General features: G+C 67.1%; 19 protein-coding genes. 10 read left to right on the top strand and 9 right to left on the bottom strand.

The genetic code is table 11. The annotated features are described in order from the left end of the window. Positions 1-13 precede the first annotated feature (13 nt). On the bottom strand, positions 14-2,713 hold the full coding sequence (acnA, locus tag ASE95_RS12435; protein WP_056636630.1) for an aconitate hydratase AcnA: 2,700 nt from the start codon (positions 2,711-2,713) through the stop codon (positions 14-16). A 191-nt stretch (positions 2,714-2,904) separates the two neighbouring features. Here acnA and ASE95_RS12440 point away from each other — a divergent pair, with 191 nt between their 5' ends. Next, on the top strand, positions 2,905-3,459 hold the full coding sequence (locus ASE95_RS12440; RefSeq protein WP_056636632.1) for a hypothetical protein: 555 nt from the start codon (positions 2,905-2,907) through the stop codon (positions 3,457-3,459). Positions 3,460-3,665: 206 nt separating this feature from the next. Then, positions 3,666-4,706, top strand: a complete 1,041-nt coding sequence (locus ASE95_RS12445) for a sodium:calcium antiporter (protein ID WP_056636634.1) — start codon at positions 3,666-3,668, stop codon at positions 4,704-4,706. 228 nt (positions 4,707-4,934) lie between these two features. On the opposite strand, the gene ASE95_RS12450 is transcribed toward ASE95_RS12445, so the two are convergent. Next, positions 4,935-6,056 carry a M14 family metallopeptidase gene (locus tag ASE95_RS12450; protein ID WP_056636636.1) on the bottom strand — a complete coding sequence of 374 codons (1,122 nt, stop codon included), beginning with the start codon at positions 6,054-6,056 and terminating at the stop codon, positions 4,935-4,937. Beyond that, entirely contained in the window at positions 6,053-6,655 is a 603-nt protein-coding gene (locus ASE95_RS12455; protein WP_056636638.1) for a hypothetical protein, read from the bottom strand. Before ASE95_RS12455 ends, ASE95_RS12450 begins: the two co-directional genes overlap by 4 nt. A 126-nt stretch (positions 6,656-6,781) precedes the next feature. Between ASE95_RS12455 and ykgO the strand changes: the two genes are divergently transcribed. The 3 genes from ykgO to ASE95_RS12470 all read left to right on the top strand — a co-directional run bounded on the left by ykgO (position 6,782) and on the right by ASE95_RS12470 (position 7,957). After that, complete coding sequence (gene ykgO, locus ASE95_RS12460) at positions 6,782-6,907, top strand: type B 50S ribosomal protein L36 (protein WP_003046794.1); 126 nt, start codon at positions 6,782-6,784, stop codon at positions 6,905-6,907. 8 nt (positions 6,908-6,915) lie between these two features. Beyond that, the gene (locus ASE95_RS12465) at positions 6,916-7,527 is read left to right on the top strand and encodes an HAD family hydrolase (protein ID WP_056636640.1); all 612 of its coding nucleotides are present in this window, start codon (positions 6,916-6,918) and stop codon (positions 7,525-7,527) included. Between the two features lie 61 nt (positions 7,528-7,588). Then, on the top strand, positions 7,589-7,957 hold the full coding sequence (locus tag ASE95_RS12470) for a DUF4440 domain-containing protein (RefSeq protein WP_056636641.1): 369 nt from the start codon (positions 7,589-7,591) through the stop codon (positions 7,955-7,957). Between the two features lie 162 nt (positions 7,958-8,119). Here ASE95_RS12470 and ASE95_RS12475 read toward each other — a convergent pair whose 3' ends face one another. Further along, a complete protein-coding gene (locus tag ASE95_RS12475) occupies positions 8,120-8,311 on the bottom strand; it encodes a hypothetical protein (protein ID WP_056636643.1) in 192 nt (63 codons plus the stop codon). 170 nt (positions 8,312-8,481) lie between these two features. Continuing rightward, complete coding sequence (pyk, locus tag ASE95_RS12480) at positions 8,482-9,960, bottom strand: pyruvate kinase (protein ID WP_056636646.1); 1,479 nt, start codon at positions 9,958-9,960, stop codon at positions 8,482-8,484. 64 nt (positions 9,961-10,024) lie between these two features. On the opposite strand from pyk, the gene ASE95_RS12485 reads away from it, so the two are divergent. The 3 genes from ASE95_RS12485 to ASE95_RS12495 all read left to right on the top strand — a co-directional run bounded on the left by ASE95_RS12485 (position 10,025) and on the right by ASE95_RS12495 (position 11,381). Beyond that, the gene (locus ASE95_RS12485) at positions 10,025-10,315 is read left to right on the top strand and encodes a DUF1244 domain-containing protein (protein ID WP_056636648.1); all 291 of its coding nucleotides are present in this window, start codon (positions 10,025-10,027) and stop codon (positions 10,313-10,315) included. 160 nt (positions 10,316-10,475) lie between these two features. After that, positions 10,476-10,742, top strand: coding sequence for a DUF2312 domain-containing protein (locus ASE95_RS12490; RefSeq protein ID WP_056636650.1), 267 nt, complete (start codon positions 10,476-10,478; stop codon positions 10,740-10,742). A gap of 81 nt (positions 10,743-10,823) precedes the next feature. Continuing rightward, positions 10,824-11,381 (top strand): PilZ domain-containing protein, encoded by a 558-nt coding sequence (locus tag ASE95_RS12495; RefSeq protein WP_235528305.1) that lies wholly within the window; start codon positions 10,824-10,826, stop codon positions 11,379-11,381. Positions 11,382-11,421: 40 nt separating this feature from the next. Here the strand turns inward: ASE95_RS12495 and ASE95_RS12500 are convergent, their stop codons facing one another. Next, complete coding sequence (locus ASE95_RS12500) at positions 11,422-12,882, bottom strand: ATP-binding protein (RefSeq protein ID WP_056636651.1); 1,461 nt, start codon at positions 12,880-12,882, stop codon at positions 11,422-11,424. Positions 12,883-13,043: 161 nt separating this feature from the next. Between ASE95_RS12500 and ASE95_RS12505 the strand changes: the two genes are divergently transcribed. Together ASE95_RS12505 and ruvC are read left to right on the top strand one after the other, a co-directional pair. Beyond that, a complete protein-coding gene (locus tag ASE95_RS12505; RefSeq protein WP_056636906.1) occupies positions 13,044-13,787 on the top strand; it encodes a YebC/PmpR family DNA-binding transcriptional regulator in 744 nt (247 codons plus the stop codon). Between the two features lie 286 nt (positions 13,788-14,073). After that, positions 14,074-14,580, top strand: a complete 507-nt coding sequence (gene ruvC, locus ASE95_RS12510; RefSeq protein ID WP_056636908.1) for a crossover junction endodeoxyribonuclease RuvC — start codon at positions 14,074-14,076, stop codon at positions 14,578-14,580. 168 nt (positions 14,581-14,748) lie between these two features. On the opposite strand, the gene ASE95_RS12515 is transcribed toward ruvC, so the two are convergent. The 3 genes from ASE95_RS12515 to ASE95_RS12525 form a co-directional block, all read right to left on the bottom strand. Then, positions 14,749-15,162, bottom strand: coding sequence for a putative quinol monooxygenase (locus ASE95_RS12515; protein ID WP_156348027.1), 414 nt, complete (start codon positions 15,160-15,162; stop codon positions 14,749-14,751). Between the two features lie 153 nt (positions 15,163-15,315). Continuing rightward, the gene (locus ASE95_RS12520) at positions 15,316-15,591 is read right to left on the bottom strand and encodes a hypothetical protein (protein ID WP_235528306.1); all 276 of its coding nucleotides are present in this window, start codon (positions 15,589-15,591) and stop codon (positions 15,316-15,318) included. After that, entirely contained in the window at positions 15,588-17,861 is a 2,274-nt protein-coding gene (locus tag ASE95_RS12525) for an NADP-dependent malic enzyme (protein WP_056636653.1), read from the bottom strand. Before ASE95_RS12525 ends, ASE95_RS12520 begins: the two co-directional genes overlap by 4 nt. Between the last annotated feature and the right edge of the window lie 165 nt (positions 17,862-18,026).

An 18,026-nucleotide genomic window follows, 5' to 3' on the forward strand; every position in this document is an offset into this window, starting at 1 on the left:
CGATGCCGGCCGTTTATGCGGCCAGGTTGCGCAGCACGTACTGGAGGATGCCGCCGTTCAGGAAATATTCCAGCTCGTTGACGGTATCGATCCGGCAGCGCGTCTGGAACTGCTCGGTCGACCCATCCTGGCGCTTCAGCGTCACGGTCACCTCCTGGCGCGGGCGCAGCGCGGCGACGTGCTGGATCGTGAAGGTCTCGTCGCCGGTCAGGCCCAGCGTCTCGCGCGTTACGCCATCGGCGAACTGCAACGGCAACACGCCCATCCCGACCAGGTTCGAACGATGGATCCGCTCGAAGCTTTCGGTGATGACCGCGCGCACGCCCAGCAGGTTGGTGCCCTTCGCCGCCCAGTCGCGCGATGAACCGGTGCCATATTCCTTGCCGGCGATGATGACGAGCGGGGTGCCGTCGGCCTTGTGGCGCATCGCTGCGTCATAGATCGGCATCACCTCGCCCTCGTAACGGCTCATGCCGCCCTCGACGCCGGGCACCATCTCGTTGCGGATGCGGATGTTGGCGAACGTGCCGCGCATCATCACGTCGTGGTGGCCGCGGCGCGCGCCATAGCTGTTGAAGTCGCCGCGGCTGACCTGGTGCTCCTGCAACCACTTGCCCGCCGGGCTGTCGGCCTTGATGCTGCCGGCCGGGGAGATGTGGTCGGTGGTGATCGAATCACCCAGGATCGCCAGCGGCTTGGCCTCGATGATGTCCGTCACCGGCGCGGGGGTCATCTCCAGCCCGTCGAAATACGGCGGGTTGGCGACATAGGTCGATCCGGCGCGCCACTGATAGGTGTCCGATCCGGTGACGTCGATCGCCTGCCACTTGTTGTCGCCGGCATAGACGTTGCCGTACCGCGCACGGAACATGCCGTCGTCGATGTTGGCGATCATCAGTTCCGAGATCTCGCGGTTGGTCGGCCAGATGTCGCGCAGATACACGTCGTTGCCGTCGGTGCCCTGCCCGATCGGCGTCTCGTTCATGTCGGTGGTGACGGTGCCCTTCAGCGCATAGGCGACGACCAGCGGCGGCGAGGCGAGGAAGTTGGCGCGCACGTCCGGCGACACGCGCCCCTCGAAGTTGCGGTTGCCCGACAGGACGGAGGCGGCGACCAGATCGTGGTCGTTGATCGCCTTGCTGATCGGCGCGGCCAGCGGGCCCGAATTGCCGATGCAGGTCGTGCATCCGTAACCGACCAGGTTGAAGCCGATCGCATCGAGGTCCGCCGACAGCCCGGCCTTGTCGAGGTAATCGGTCACGACCTGCGATCCCGGGGCCAGCGAGGTCTTCACCCATGGCTTGGGCTTCAGGCCCAGCGCATTGGCCTTGCGCGCGACCAGGCCGGCGGCGACCAGCACCGACGGGTTGGAGGTGTTGGTGCAGCTGGTGATCGCGGCGATCACGACGTCGCCGTCGCCGATGTCATGCCCGCGCTCCGCCACGTCGACGCGCTCGGGCTTCTCCTTGTGGTACAGCTTGAACAGGTCGCCGTTGAACACTTCGTCGACGGTGTCGAGGCTGACCTTGTCCTGCGGGCGCTTCGGCCCGGCCAGCGACGGCACGACCGTTCCCATGTCCAGTTCCAGCGTGTCGGTGAACACCGGGTCGACCGCATCGGCATAGCGCCACATGCCCTGCGCCTTGGCATAGGCCTCGGTCAGCGCGACCACCTCGTCCGGGCGACCGGTCAGGCGCATATAGTCCAGCGTCTTGTCGTCGACCGGGAAGAAGCCGCAGGTCGCGCCATATTCGGGCGCCATGTTGGCGATCGTCGCACGATCGGCCAGCGTCATTTGGTCGAGGCCGGGGCCGAAGAACTCCACGAAGCGTCCGACGACGCCCTTGGCGCGCAACATCTGCGTCACGGTCAACACCAGATCGGTCGCGGTAATGCCCTCACGCAGCGCGCCGGTCAGCTTGAAGCCGACGACCTCGGGGATCAGCATCGACACCGGCTGGCCGAGCATGGCGGCCTCTGCCTCGATCCCGCCGACGCCCCAGCCCAGCACGCCAAGGCCGTTGATCATCGTCGTGTGGCTGTCGGTGCCTACCAGCGTGTCCGGATACGCGATCGTCGCGCCGCGCCCGTTCTGGTTCTGGGCATGATCGCCGCTTTCCTCGGACGACCACACGGCATGGCCGATATATTCCAGGTTCACCTGGTGGCAGATGCCGGTGCCCGGCGGCACCACCTTGAAATTGTCGAGCGCCTTCGATCCCCACTTCAGGAACTCGTACCGCTCCGAATTGCGGGCATATTCCAGATCGACGTTCTCCTCGAACGCCTTGGGCGTGCCGAATTCGTCGACCATCACCGAGTGATCGATCACCAGATGGACGGGCACCTGCGGATTGATCTTCGCGGGGTCGCCGCCCAGCTTGGTGATCGCGTCGCGCATCGCGGCCAGATCGACCACGCACGGCACGCCAGTGAAATCCTGCATCAGCACGCGCGCCGGGCGGTACTGGATCTCGCGGTCCGAACGGCGCTCCTGCTGCCAGTCGATGATCGCCTTCACGTCGGCTTCGGTCACGGTCACGCCGTCCTCGAAGCGCAGCATGTTCTCCAGCAGCACCTTCATAGAGAAGGGCAGGCGGCTGATATCGCCGAACTTGGCCTCGGCGGTCTTCAACGAGAAATAGTCGTAGGACTTGCCGCCAGCCTCCAGCGTGGAGCGGGCGTTCAACGTGTCCTGGCCGATGGCCGTCATGGGCGTAGTCCTTTCTTCAAGGGCCGTCGTCGGCCGGGGCGCGCGCGAAGGGCACCAGTTGCGGCGACGGGAGCGAAACTCTCGGTCGCCGCGGGCGATAGCAGTCGTGCCGCACGTGCGAAAGGGGGTGGAACGGCCGGTAACGTAAGCGATTGTGACCGGATAGGGTCGCAGGACGAGGGGCAGGGGCGATGGCACGCAAGCTGAAGGTGTTTCGCACCCCCGCCGGGTTCCACGACGCCTATGTCGCCGCGCCGAGTCGCAAGGCGGCGCTGGCGGCATGGGGTGCCACCGCCGACCTGTTCGCGCGCGGCGCGGCGGAGGAGGTGACCGACCCCGCGCTGATGGAGGCGCCGCTCGCCACCCCGGGCGAGGTGGTGAAGCGATCGCGCGGCACCGCCGAGGAGCAACTGGCGGCCGCACCACCCGTCCGCGCAAAGTCCCCGAAGAGCAAGCCGGCGAGGGACAAGCCCGCCAGCCCCGCTCCGCGCTCCAGCCCCGCTCCGCGCTCCAGCCCCGCTCCCCGTCCCAGCCGCGCCGAACTGACCGCCACCGAGGCCGCGCTGGAGGACGCTACCAGTCGCCACGCCGCCGAGCGCAAGGATCTCGCGCAGCGCCTCGCAGCACTGCAGCGCGAACAACGCGCCGCCGAACAACGCTGGCGCAAGGAGGCGGCGAAATTGGAGGAGGGCCGCGACGCCGCCCGCCGACGCTATGATGCCGCGATCGCGGACTGGCGCGGTTGACGGAGATGCACGCGACCTCATCCCCGACGTGATCCGCACTTCCGCTTCCAAGATGCCCGGTATGTAGCGGGATCCGGTCGGGTTCCGCGCAGCGACCGGGCGCCTTGAACCACCACAGGCGGATGAAAATGGTGGCGGCAGATGCTCACATCTCTGTAAACTAACGATAACATGGAACTGCCCGCCGGTAAGGCGATTGCGTTCCCATGCCGCTGTCGAACGCCGTCGCCTATCCGGTATGGGCCAACGTCCTGATCTTCCTGGCGGCAGGCGGCGTGATCTGGTTCTCCGGGCTGCGGCTGACGCGCCATCTCGACTCGATCGCGACCCGCACCGGGCTGGAGCAGGCGTTCGTCGGTATGCTGCTGCTCGGCGGCATCACCTCGCTGCCCGAAGTCGCGAACACGATTACCGCCGCCCATCAGGGCGATCCGGCGCTGGCGGTCAACAACCTGCTCGGCTCCGCGGCGATCAACGTGCTGCTGCTCGCCGTCGTCGACGGCTTCGTCGGGCGTGCCGCAGTCACCTCGATCGTCGCCAAGCCTTCGACGATGATGATGGCGGCCCTGTGCATGATGGTCCTCATCCTGATCGCGGGCGTGGTGACGATCGGCGACGTCATGATCCCCGGCGTCGGCATGGGGGTCGGCAGCCTGCTGATCGGCTGCGCGGCGGTCTTCTCCTTCTGGCTGGCGACCGGGCACGATCGCCGCTCCGCCTGGTCGGTGGAGGACGACCACGCGGAGCAGGCGGAGCCCGACGACCCGGTGCCGCAGCGTTCGCTGACCCGGCTATGGTCCATCGTCGCGATCGACGCCCTGCTGATCTTCGCCGCGGGCTACGCACTGTCGCAGGTCGGCGACGCGCTGGCGCAGCAGCTTGGCCTGACCAGTGCGATCGTCGGCTTCGCGCTGATCGGCACCGCGACCTCGCTGCCCGAACTGGTGACGATCATCGCCGCGTTGAAGCTGGGACGACCCGAAATGGCGTTCGGGCAAGTGCTGGGCACCAATTTCGTCAATCTCGCGCTGATCCCGCTGGGGGATGCGGTCTATCGTGGCGGGCCGCTCGTCGACACCCTCGGCACGTTCGAGACGGTGTCGGCACTGCTCGGGGCCGGGCTGATCGGCGTGTTCATGGTCGGGCTGCTCGAACATCGCGATCGGACGATCTGGAAGATGGGCGTCGACTCGGCGGTGGTGATCGTGTTGTTCGCATTTGGCACCACCGCACTGGCGATGATCTAGCCGCGATCGACAGTCGGTCGTTCCCTGCAGGCGCTGCCCGTGCGAGCAACGCGAAACGCTCCATGCGTCGCGCGGAATACAGGAGCGCTTCGCTACGCCCACAATGGCCTGTGGCTTGAGCGGATCCGCCCGATCGTGCGTGAGCGGCCAACCCGAACAGATGAACGATCTGCGATGGCGAGCTATCCGGCACCCGTAAAATGCTGAACGTCGATCTGTCCAGGGGACTCACAGCGTCCCGATCATCTCCGACAACACCTCCAGGCACGATACGCCCAGCGCCTTCGACCGCTCGGCGCTCCAGCCGTATTCCGCATCGGCGTTGGCGTCGTGGTCCTTGAACGGCATCTCCAGCGTCACCGATACCGCGCCGAACCGCTCGGCGAGCTGGTTGGTCGACATCGACAGGTTGGCGGTGCCCGGCGCGGCCTTTGCATAGCCCAGCTCGGTCTGGAAATCGGACGTATGCGCCGCCAGCCGCCGGCCAAACTCGGTGAAGCTGGCGCCGCGCGCATCGCTCCACGACGGAACGCCCTCGAAGCCGGCGATGAAATTGGCGGCGATCGCCTCGTCGCCGTGCACGTCGATCGCGAAGTCCACGCCTGTCGCATCCATCTCGCGCAGCACGCACAATACTTCCGGGCTGCGCTCCGGCGTGGGGGCGTGCCATTCGCGGTTCAGGTTCACCCCTGCCGCATTGGTGCGAAGATGGCCGCGGCGCGTGCCGTCGGGGTTCATGTTGGGCACGACGTGCACCGTGGCGGCACGCAGCAACGGTGCGGCGGCGTCGCTGGTCAGCCAGTCGAGCGCACCTTCCATCCACCATTCGGCCATCGATTCGCCGGGATGCTGGCGCGCGTACAGCCACACCTGCTTCTCGCCCGTCCCGACGCGGAAGTAATCGATCGCCTGCCCGTCCAGCGTGATGCCCAGCTGGCGATGCGTCACGCCTGCGCGGTCCGCGATGCGCGCGACCAGCCGGGCGTGCATCTCCATCGTATAGGGCGCGAAATAGGCGAACCACGCCACATCGCCTTGCCCGGTCCAGTCGAACGACAGCACGCCGGCCGCATAATCGGTCGCGATCATCCGCCAGGCGTCCAGATCGGTCGATACACGGGTGCGATAGCCGGGCCAGCCGAACGGATAGGCGGATTCGCCTGCGTTCACGATGCGGAACGTCACCCGCTTGCCGCGCAGCCCCGCTGCGCGGAAGTAGAACCACTGGAAGAACTCGGACTGGTGATCGCGCACGATCTCCAGATCGCAGCGCCAGTCGTCGCCCGCGCCCTCGATCGCAACCACGCGGATATTGCCGCCATCGAAGGCGGCGTTCAGGTGCAGCGTCATTTTACCTCGACCGTCCGGCCCGAATCACCCGGGAAATCCTTGAACAACGCGCCGGCCAGCCGTGCGGCGACCGAATTGGCGTCGGCATCCGGGGCGCTGGTGTCGGTCAGCGATTGAGCCTGCCCTTCCCAGATCGCGTCCGCGCCGTGGCGGATGCGCACCGCCAGTTCGGTGACCAGTCCCAGGCGATCGCCGCCCCCGCCGCCCAGCGGGAAGCTGACGCCGCCGCCCAGCCCGGAGCCCCCGCGGAATCCGCCCGAATAGCCGCCGCCACCCAGCCCGATCTGCACCGGCGAACGCCGCGCCGGCAATCCCCGCTCCGCCCGCGTGAAGCCGACCGTGGCGATATATTCCGGCTTCGTCCCCGGTGCGGGGCTGGTGAAGCCGTTGCGGAGCAATTCGGCCTGCACCGCCGCGGCATAGGTCTTGTACTCGAGGCTGGCCGAGGAGGGGCCGGGCAACGGCTCGACCAGCACGGACCCACGTTGCGCCACCGCATCGTAGTGAAAGCGCGTGGCCTGAACCGGGAAGCGTTGCGGCCCGGTCGCGCAGGCCGATAACGGCACCAGCGACAGCAGCAAAAGAACGGCGCGACGCATGACAAACCCCCATGAAGATCGTTTCGCCATAGCAACGCACGTGCCCGCTGCAAGCTCCCGCTTGGTTGACTTTCCGCCCTGCGCTCTCTAGGCGGCGCGCTTTCCCGTTTTCGAAGAAGCGCAGCCATGAAGATCCGCAACAGCCTGAAGTCGCTCAAGGACCGTCATCGCGACAACCGCGTCATCCGTCGCCGCGGCCGCACCTACGTCATCAACAAGACGAATCGCCGGTTCAAGGCCCGCCAGGGCTGATTTCCGGCATGTTCCCGACGTCGGTCATCTTCGACGTCGGACACGTCCTGTACGACTGGAACCCACGGGTCCTGTACGAGCGCCTGTTCGAAGACGAACGGGCGCTTGACGTGTTCCTTGGCGAGGTCGCCACGCGTGAGTGGCATTTCCAGCACGACGCCGGTCGTCCGTTCGCGGACACCAGCGCCGAGCTTGTCGAGCGTTTCCCTGAACATGCCGCGATGATCGCGCTGTGGGGGCCGCGCTTTGGCGAGCAGATCCCGGGGCCGATTGCCGGTATGGTCGCGATCGTCGAGGAACTGGACGCGGCGGGCGTGCCGCTATTTGCGATCACCAACTTCTCCGGAGAATTCTTCCCGCCGTTCCGCGCGCGAGAGGCGGCGGTGTTCGACCGTTTCCGCGACATCGTCGTGTCGGGGGACGAGCGTCTGGTGAAGCCCGACGCCGCTATCTATCGACTCGCGCTCGATCGATTCGGGCTGGCGCCTGGTCAGGCGTTCTTCGTCGACGACAATGCCGACAATATCGCCGGTGCGCAGGCGCTGGGCATCCACGCGCACCACTTCCGCGACGCCGCGACGTTGCGCCCGGCGCTGGTCGAGGCCGGCCTGCTGCGCTGATCGCGCGGAACGTTCGGACGCACCGCGGCTTTTCGCTCCGTCACCATATCGGAGTGCAAGCATGGAAGACGATCGCGTCTGGGCGTTCGAAGAGAGCCTGTGGACCGGCGATGCCGAACATTACCGCGAATCGATCGACGAATCGGCGCTGATGGTCGTGCCGCAGCCGCCTTACGTGCTGGAGAGCGGCGCTGCCGTCGACGCCGTGTCGCAAACGCCGCGCTGGGAGTCGGTCACCTTCACCGAAAACCGCATCGTGCGGCCGCAGGAGGGGCTGATCGTCATCGCCTATCGTGTCGAGGCCGCGAAGGGCGACGAACATTATGTCGCGCACTGCACTTCCACATACCGCCGTCTGGAACACGAGGTGTGGCGCGTGGTCCAGCATCAGCAGACCCCCCCGCTCAGCGCGGATGCCCGCGCCGCCTGATCGAACGCGACGATGCGCCGTGGGCGACGCCGGTCTCCCGCGATCATCACGGCGCATTCGAGTGTTTGACGACATGCGGCATGACCCGCGCTGTCCGCATCCATGTACGATACGGATTGAAAAAAATCGCTGCGAACAGGATGGCGTCGTCGCGGCGGCCGGTTAACCGCCGACGTGGAACGCGTTCGGCACCGCGCCCGAAAACGCACTTTCACCGCCGCGATACAGTTCGTCTTCTAGTTCGGTGATATAAACATTCAGCATGTGCAGCGACAGCGGGTCGGTGATCATGCCCCGGGCGCGCCGCGCTGCGGCAAGGTCCGTGCGCAACCGATCGTCGCTCGCCAGCCTCATGATCGATCCCACCCTTCACATGCCCCCGCGGCGGGACAGCGAATGCAATGTGGATTGGAATCCGGATTGTATGAAAGTGTCGCTCCGACAGCGTTTTCTTGCAATCGGCGGATGTTCGCGACGAACGGTTCGCCGTGGGCGGCGCGTCGATCCGCGCCGCCCGAATCGGATCACTGCCTGTCGGGCGAGCGATAGTCTTTCAGCTCGTCGCCGACGATCTGCACGACGTGCAGGACGTTGGTCGACCCCGGCGTGCGGAACGGCACGCCCGCCATCACGATCACCCGGTCGCCGGCATGCGCGATGCCCTGGCGCAGCGCGATCCGCTTGGCTTTGGCGACCATCTCCTCGAACGATTCTACGTCACGGGTGATGACGTTGTGCGTGCCCCACAACAGCCCCAGCCGCCGCGCCGTCTCCGGGCTGGGCGTCAGCACCAGGATCGGCACCGACGGCCGTTCGCGCGCGATGCGCCGCGCGGTCGAACCGGACATCGTGAAGCAGATGATCGCCGCCGCCGATACGGTTTCGGCGATGTTCTTGGCCGCTTCCGCCAGTGCGTCCGCGGTGGTCGGGTCGGGGCGCATCACCGTGAAGTGGATGCGGTCGCCGTGCATCGGGTCGCGCTCCACCGCGTCGCCGATCGCGTTCATCATCGCCACCGACTCGACCGGCCATGCGCCCGCCGCGCTTTCCGCCGACAGCATGATCGCATCCGCGCCGTCGTAGATCGCGGTTGCGACGTCCGACACTTCGGCGCGGGTCGGCGATGGCGACTGGATCATCGATTCCAGCATCTGCGTCGCCACCACCACCGGGCGACCCAGCCGGCGCGACGTCTCGACGATGCGCTTCTGCAGCGGCGGTACCGACTGCGGCGGCAATTCTACGCCCAGATCGCCACGCGCCACCATCACGCCGTCGCACGCCTCGACGATCTCCTCCAGCCGTTCGATCGCGGCCGGCTTTTCGATCTTGGCGAGCAGCGCGGCCTTTCCGCCGATCAGCTTGCGCGCTTCCCACAGGTCTTCGGGCCGCTGCACGAACGACAGCGCGATCCAGTCGACGCCCTGATCGATCGCGAAGGCCAGGTCGGAACGATCCTTCTCGGTCAGCGCCGCCATCGGGATCACGACATCGGGAACGTTCAGCCCCTTGTTGTCGGACAGCGCGCCACCGACCTCGACGACGGTGACGATGCGGTCGGCGTCATGTTCGGTGACGCGCAGCACCAGCTTGCCGTCATCGAGCAACAGCCGCGCGCCCGGCTCGATCGCCGCGAATATCTCACGGTGCGGCAACCGCACGCGCGTCGCGTCGCCCGGTTCGGGGTCATGGTCGAGGACGAACGTGCTGCCGTTGGTCAGCATCACGCGTCCGCCGTCGAAGCGACCGACGCGCAGCTTCGGTCCCTGAAGGTCGGCGAGGATCGTGGTGGGACGCCGGAAACGCTCCTCCATCGACCGGATCGCCTGGATGACCGCGATCTTCGATTGCTGGTCGCCGTGGCTCATGTTGATGCGGAACGCGTCGGCGCCCGCCTGGAACAAGGTTGTGATCATTTCCAGCGTGTTGCTGGCCGGGCCGAGCGTCGCGAGGACGCGGACCTTGCGCGATCGCGGAGCGATGTGATTCGGGTTCAGGGTCATGCGCCTTCCTGCTTTGCCGACCCGGCCTTAACCGCTAACGCCCCAGGATCAAACGGGAGACGACATGGATCGGTTGGACAGCATCGACGATGCCGTGGCTGCGGCGGCATTTCGCCGGCTCGTCAGGCACTTGCGGCATCGCAGCGACGCGCAGAACGTCGATCTGATGGGGCTTGCGGGCTTTTGCCGCAATTGCCTGTCGGACTGGGTGGGCGAAGCGGGCGGCCTCGACCGCGAAGAGGCGCGGGAGGCCGTGTACGGCATGCCCTACGCGCAGTGGAAGGCGCAGCATCAGCGCGACGCCACCCCGGAGCAACTGGAGCGCATGGCCGACAGCGTGAAGAAGAACGGCTGAGCGCAATCGCGCCGCCCTTCGCGGCGAACCGCTTGAGCACGGAGGCGGGGCGGGATAGACGCGCCGCCGCACCCAACAGGGTATCCACACCACGCCGTCCCCGCCGCACGCGATTCGCGTCGGCGCAGCGGGCGGCGTCGAATCGTTTCGGGGAAAGACAATGGCGGAAGAGCGTGGCGAAGGCATGGGGGGCGGATCGGTCGCGGCGGACGAACTGCGGCTGCTGATCGAGCGCGCCGAGCGCCTCGAAGAAGAGAAGAAGGGCATCGCCGACGACATCAAGGACGTGATGGCAGAGGCCAAGAGCCGCGGCTACGATGCGAAGGCCATCCGCAAGATCTTGCAAATTCGTAAGAAAAAACGTGAGGAATATCAGGAAGAACAGTCGATCCTCGAAGTCTATATGCAGGCTCTCGGAATGCTGTGACGACATGGCGGACGCCTTTCGGGCGTTCGTTAACGGTATGTTCGCTCCGCACCCGCATACGTTTGCGTAACGCAGGCGGGTGTGGGGGCGACGAACAAGGTGCTGGCGGCTTTGCAGACCGGACTCCGGCCGCGGGAAGAGCGGATTACCGTGCTCATCCCGTCGCGGATGCGGCTGGAGTCGCAATGGCTGGACGTGGTGATCCACAACGTGTCGTCGCGCGGGCTGATGGCGGGGTGCGATGCGCCGCCCGCGATCGGCAGCTATGTCGAGATCCGGCGCGGCTCCATCGTCATCGTCGGGCGCGTGCAATGGAACAAGGCGCGCTTCTTCGGCATCCGCACGCAGGATCGGCTGTCGGTCAGGGCGCTGATCGACGAGCCGCGGCTCGCCGGGCGGCCACCGCGCAGCAACGACAATGACAGCAACCCCGCCGCAGAGCGCCGCGCCGACCGCCGGCTGGCGCACGAAGCCAGCATGGCGCGTCAGGTCGAACGCTCGCGCGGGTTCGCCTCGGCATTCCAGTTCGTGATCCTGGTGCTCGTCGGGCTGACACTGGCCGGGATCGCCGCGCACAGCGTCTACGGCATGCTGTCCGCGCCGACGCAACGGATCGAGGCGGCGCTGAAAACAGGGTGACCGCGTCCTCCCGAACCGCGAGCCGCTGCGGTACGCCGGGTTAAGCCGCCTCGGACGCGGCGGTCGTCCACCCGAGATGCGGAATCGTGATCGACCGCTTGCCCGCCATATCGGTGCGCGTGACGAACAGGTCACGCCCCTCGATATAGCCGATCAGCCGCTTGACCCGACCGATCGAGCTGGTCCCATAGGTTTCCGCGATCGCGCCGTCCGACGGGCACGGTGCGCCGTCGCGCGCCGCCTTGGCGACCAGCAGGAACGCGCCCAGCATGTCGTCGGGCAACCCGCCTGCCAGTGCCAGGACGCTCGCCCATTCCTCTGCATGCGGATCGAAGATGCCGGCCCGCGCGCACGACAGCCGGCGACTGAACGCGGGCAGGTCCAGCGCGGGCTTCGCGATTCCCGCCATCCGGCAGCGCACCTGGAAATCCTGATAGAGTACCGCCGCGGCGCGCCCGACGCTTTCGCCATCGGTGACGATCGCGCGCAGCACGTCGGCATAGACGGCCTCGACTTCCTCGTCGGATCGATCCGGCAACGACGGGGCGGAGATCGCCGACACCGGCGTCTCGATATCGGCCAGCAGTTCGTCGGCGGGCACGCGGCGCGGGCGCGGATCGAACGTCATCGGCAAGGTCGGTGCGGCGTCCGGCGTCACGTCCAGCAACGCGCGCAGATCGACCAAATCGGCCTGTGGTAGCGGCATCAGCTTGGGGCTGCCGCTGCGCGCCTGCGTTTCGACCGCGCCGATCCGCACCGTGATCGGACGTCGCGACACCGCCGGACCAAGCGCCATGAACGTGCCCCGGCCCAGATCGCGGATCGCCTCCGCCTGTCGCCGCTCCATGCCCAGCAGGTCGGCGGCGCGCGCCATGTCGATGTCGAGGAAGGTGCGTCCCATCAGGAAGTTCGACGCTTCCGCCGCGACGTTCTTGGCCAGCTTGGCCAGCCGCTGCGTCGCGATCACGCCGGCCAGCCCGCGCTTGCGCCCCCGGCACATCAAATTGGTCATCGCCGACAGCGACGCGCGCCGCACGTCCTCCGCCACGTCGCCGCCGGTGGTCGGCGCGAACAATTGCGCCTCGTCCACCACCACCAGCGCGGGATACCAATGTTCGCGCGGCGCATCGAACAATGCGTTCAGGAAACCGGCGGCGCAGCGCATCTGCCCCTCCGCCTCCAGCCCTTCGAGGCTCAGCACCACGCTGGCGCGATGCTCGCGAAGGCGCGACGCGATCCGCGCCACCTCGCGCTCGGCATAGTCGGCACCCTCGATCACGACATGGCCGTAGCGTTCGGACAGGGTGACGAAATCACCTTCGGGATCGATCACCACCTGCTGCACCTGACCCGCCGACCTTTCGAGCAGCCGGCGCAGCAGGTGCGACTTGCCCGACCCGGAATTGCCCTGCACGAGCAATCGGGTGGCCAGCAGTTCTTCGAGGTCCATGGTCACGGGCGCGCCGCGGTCGTCGCTGCCCATGTCTACGCTGACGGTCATGATCGGGCCCCGTTTGGCCGATCATGGGGCGGCTCGGCAAGCGCTTTGCGTCGGGCGACCGTGCGCCGTCGCGGCACCGCAAGGCCGATGCGGGCAATCGACGGCTTGGCGAACGCGGGTTTGCCGTCCTAAAGGCGGGGGATTATCCGTCAGGGGCGATCATGGCAGGCCATTCCAAGTTCAAGAACATCATGCACCGCAAGGGCGCGCAGGATAAGAAGCGCTCCGGCATGTTCTCCAAGCTCAGCCGCGAGATCACGGTCGCGGCGAAGATGGGCATGCCCGATCCGGACATGAACCCGCGCCTGCGCGCCGCGGTGAACGCCGCCAAGGCGCAGTCGATGCCCAAGGACAATATCCAGCGCGCGATCGACAAGGCGAGCAAGGGCGATACCGAAAATTACGAGGAAATCCGCTACGAAGGCTTCGGCCCCGCCGGCGTGTCGCTCATCATCGAGGCGCTGACCGACAATCGCAACCGTACCGCCACCAACGTGCGGACGGCCGTCAGCAAGAACGGCGGCAATCTGGGCGCGTCGGGATCGGTCAGCCACGGCTTTGACCGTATGGGCCTCATCAACTATCCCGCCACCGCCGGTGACGCCGAAAAGGTGTTCGAGGCCGCGCTGGAGGCGGGTGCCGAGGACGTGACCTCGGGCGAGGACGGCCATGAGATCTGGACCGCCGTCGCCGACCTCCACGAAGTCGCCAAGGCGCTGGAGCCGGTGCTGGGCGAGGCCGAGGGCGCGAAGCTGGCGTGGCGTCCGCAGACGATGGTCGAGGTGGGCGAGGACGATGCCGCGACGCTGTTCAAGCTGATCGACGCGCTCGACGACGACGACGACGTGCAGACGGTGTGGGGCAATTACGAAGTGTCCGACGAGGTAATGGCGAAGCTGGGGTGATCCTTGCCGATCGTGGCGGGCCGGAATGTGCCTGCGCGGCCGGGAACGGGTGGTTCTGTACGCGCCGGGGCGCAGAGAGGAATCCGATGCCGGGCAGCCGCCGTCACTGCGCGCATAACGAAGCGGCTCGGGATCGTGCGCGCCACGGCCCGAGTCGATTTGCCACTTGCGCCACGACGGCGGGGGGGCGCGTGGACGCGACCCCGCCAGCGCCCCTCCTCCGTGTCCCGATCGGCCCGTGTGCAACCCCCGTCATGACTTCCGCTTGCGCCTGCGTCCGGCCGTCATGCTGATCCTCGGCCTCGACCCCGGTCTCGGTACCACCGGCTGGGGTGTGATCCGCGCCGACGGTAACCGCCTGAGCCACATCGGCAATGGCCAGATCCGCACCGATCCGTCGATGCCGCTGCCGCGCAGGCTCGCCAACCTCTACGCCGCGTTGATCGACGTGATCCGCGCCGAACGCCCGGACGAGGCGGCGGTCGAGGAGGTCCTCGGCAATACCAACGCGCAGTCGACGCTGAAGCTGGGGCAGGCGCGCGGCGTCGTCCTGCTCGCGGCAAGCGGTGCGGGCCTGCCGATCGGCGAATACCATCCCTCCACCGTGAAGAAGGCCGTGGTCGGCACCGGCGGGGCGGAGAAGCGTCAGATCCAGGCAATGATGGCGGTGCTGCTGCCGGGTACCAAGCTGGCCGGCCCCGACGCCGCGGACGCACTCGCGGTCGCGATCTGCCACGCTCACCACGTCGCCAGTGCCCAGGGCATGATGCGGCGCGCGCGGGCGGGGGCGTAGGCCTCTGACCAGATTACTACCGTCCGTATGGAGCGGCTTGCGGGCGGTCGATCACGCAGCAGGCAAATGTCCACCGTGTGGCCGAGGCCGCTGTCATATGTGCGATGAGGCCGATCATCGCCAGATCGTGCCGAATCGCCTTGATGGCGCGGTCGCTGAACGGGACCGTCACTTCGTGGGGCAGAACGCCGCTGTCGGCCCCGCTGGCGCCTTCGCGCACAGCAGGATCGGTGTGGTCTCGACCAACTTCAGCGACGTGACCATTGTTGCGGTCGACGTCTTGTAGATCAGGAAATGCGGCGCCTTGATGTGCGCCTCGTAAGCCGCGCGACTGGCATATACCTCCAGCAGGCGGATTTGCGTCGGGTGCTCTGCGATCGCGACCGAATGCAGCATCAGCACGCCCGGCTCAAGGCGCACCGACGCTTCCTGCTCGCGCGCCAGGATCGCCTTGTAGGCGTCGAGTTGCGCGGCATCGACCTCGACTTCTGCGATCCGTACCATCAGCGGGCCGGGGTCCGTCGTCGGCGTCGCGGACAACAAGGCCGCCGCCAGCATCGGTATCGACATGATCGTCATCATCGCGCCGCCTTCCTTATGTCGCGCCAGTCATGCACCGCGCCGGATCGCCGTGAGCTGCTGCTCTTGCCGCAGCTTCGGGTGCCTTCGGCGTCAGTGCCGCACGACGTGGCTGGGTCCGTCGCTGCGAGCGACGCATCGATCAGCTCGAACGGATCAGATCGCCGCACCCCAGATCATCAGCACCGCCAGCAACGCCGCGACGATCACGGCAACGCGCCACCGTGGATCGCGCAGCCGCCGCATCGCCAGCTCGACCGTCAGCCCCAGCGTGCCGAGCAACAACGCCGCCGCGCCGAAGTCGCCCGGTCCCCAATCCACTTCGTGCGTGAACGGCATCGCGATCGCGGGCGCGATCAACGGCACGGCCAGCGCCGCCCACATCACCGGCCGCCACCGCGCGGCGTCCGACGCTGCCGGCGCTGCCGTCACCGCGCGATGCCGCCCGCCGCCAGCACCGCCAGCGTGACCAGATCGCCCGCCGTCGACGTCATCGGCGCGATCTGCACCGGCTTCTCCATGCCCACCAGCATCGGCCCGATCATGTCGTCGCCGCCCAGTTCGCGCAGCAGCTTGGCGGAGATGTTCGCCGACTGCAGCCCCGGCATCACCAGCACATTGGCCGGGCCTGACAGCCGCGCGAACGGGAAGTTGCGCAGCTGGCGCGGGTTCAGCGCGACGTCTGGCGCCATTTCGCCCTCATATTCGAAGCCTACCTGTCGTCCGTCGAGCACCTCCACCGCGCCGCGGATGTTGTCGAGCCACTGGCCCGCCGGGTTGCCGAACGTCGAATAGCTGAGGAACGCCACGCGTGGTTCCTGCCCCAGCCGCCGCGCGACCGCTGCGGTCTGTTCGGCGATGTCGGCCAGTTCCTCGGCATTGGGGCGTTCGTTGACGGTGGTGTCGGCGATGAAGACCGTGTGCGACTGGCCGACCAGCACGTGGATGCCGAACGCGGTGCGCCCGGGGGCCGGATCGATCACGCGCTTGATCTCGCGCATCGACTGCGCAAATGGCCGCGTCACCCCGGTGATCATCGCGTCCGCTTCGCCCAGTTGCAGCAGCACCGAGCCGAAGATGTTGCGATCCTGGTTGATCATCCGCTCGACCTCGCGGCGCAGGAAGCCGCGGCGTTGCAGGCGCGCGTAGAGGAAGTCGACCATCCGCGGCACCAGCGGCGAGACGCGGCTGTTGTGCAGCTCGTATTCCTCCGGATTGGCAATGCCCAGCGCGCGCAGCCGATCGTACACGTCCTCGCGCCCGACCAGCACCGGCGTGCCGTAGCCGCCTTCCTTGAACGCGATCGCGGCGCGCAGCACCACTTCCTCCTCGCCCTCCGCGAACAGCACGCGCTTCGGATTGGCCTTCGCACCCTCGTAGGCAAGGCTCAGCACCGAGGTGGTCGGGTTAAGGCGCGCGCGCAGCGCCGCGGCATAGGCGGCCATGTCGAGGATCGGCTTGGTCGCGACGCCCGAATCCATCGCCGCCTTCGCGACGGCGGCGGGGACGATCTCCATCAGGCGCGGGTCGAACGGCGACGGGATGATATATTCCGGGCCGAAGCTGTGCTGCACGCCATAGGCGATCGCCACTTCCTCGGGCACGCGCTGCCGCGCCAGTTCGGCGATCGCATTGGCGGCGGCGATCTTCATCTCGTCGTTGATACCGGTCGCGCGCACGTCCAGCGCACCACGGAAGATGAACGGGAAGCAGATCACGTTGTTGACCTGATTCGGGTAATCCGAACGCCCGGTCGCGACGATCGCGTCGGGCCGCGCCGCCTTGGCCAGTTCGGGGCGGATCTCCGGCTCCGGGTTGGCCATGGCGAAGATGATCGGGGCCGGGGCCATGTCGACCACCATTTCCGGCTTCAGCGCGCCTGCCGCCGACAGCCCCAGGAACACGTCCGCGCCGTGCAACGCCTCGGTCAGCGTGCGGCGGTCGGTCTGCGCCGCATGCGCCGACTGCCACTGGTTCACGTCGTCGCGCCCCTGATAGATCACGCCGGTGCGGTCGCAGATCAGCACGTTGTCGTGCCGCACGCCCATCGCCTTGATGAGTTCGGTGCACGCGATCGCCGCCGCCCCCGCACCGTTCACGACGACCTTGATTTCCGACAGCTTGCGCCCGGTCAGCAGGCAGGCGTTGATGACGCCCGCGGCGCAGATGATCGCGGTGCCGTGCTGGTCGTCGTGGAAGACCGGGATGTTCATCCGCTCGCGCAAGGTCTGCTCGATGATGAAGCATTCCGGTGCCTTGATGTCCTCCAGGTTGATGCCGCCGAACGTCGGCTCCATCAACTCGACTGCATCGATGATCCGGTCGACATCCTCGGTCTTCAGCTCGATATCGATCGAGTCGACATCGGCGAAGCGCTTGAACAGCACCGCCTTGCCTTCCATCACCGGCTTGGAGGCAAGTGCGCCGAGGTTGCCCATGCCGAGGATCGCGGTGCCGTTGGAGATCACCGCGACCAGATTGCCCTTGGCGGTGTAGTCGTAGGCGGTGGAGGGATCGTCGGCGATCGCCTGCACCGGGATCGCGACGCCCGGCGAATAGGCCAACGCCAGGTCGCGCTGCGACGCCATCGGCTTGGATGGCACGATCTCGATCTTGCCTGGTCGCCCCTCCGAGTGAAACAATAATGCTTCCCGCTCGAACTGTACGTTGCGTTCTTCGGCCTGGGTGCGATCGTCGGTCATACGACAGCCCTTACGGAATGCGCGCGCGGTTGGGAATATGGCTAGGGTTCAAACTTGATCAGGACGCGGCCGTGACGGAGCGGACCTGGGTGCCACGCCAGGAGCAAGGAGGGAGCGATGCTTTCGCATCGCGACCGACGCGCGACGCCGCATCGCACCCGGATC

The organism is Sphingomonas sp. Leaf231, from assembly GCF_001421995.1.
GTDB lineage: Bacteria > Pseudomonadota > Alphaproteobacteria > Sphingomonadales > Sphingomonadaceae > Sphingomonas.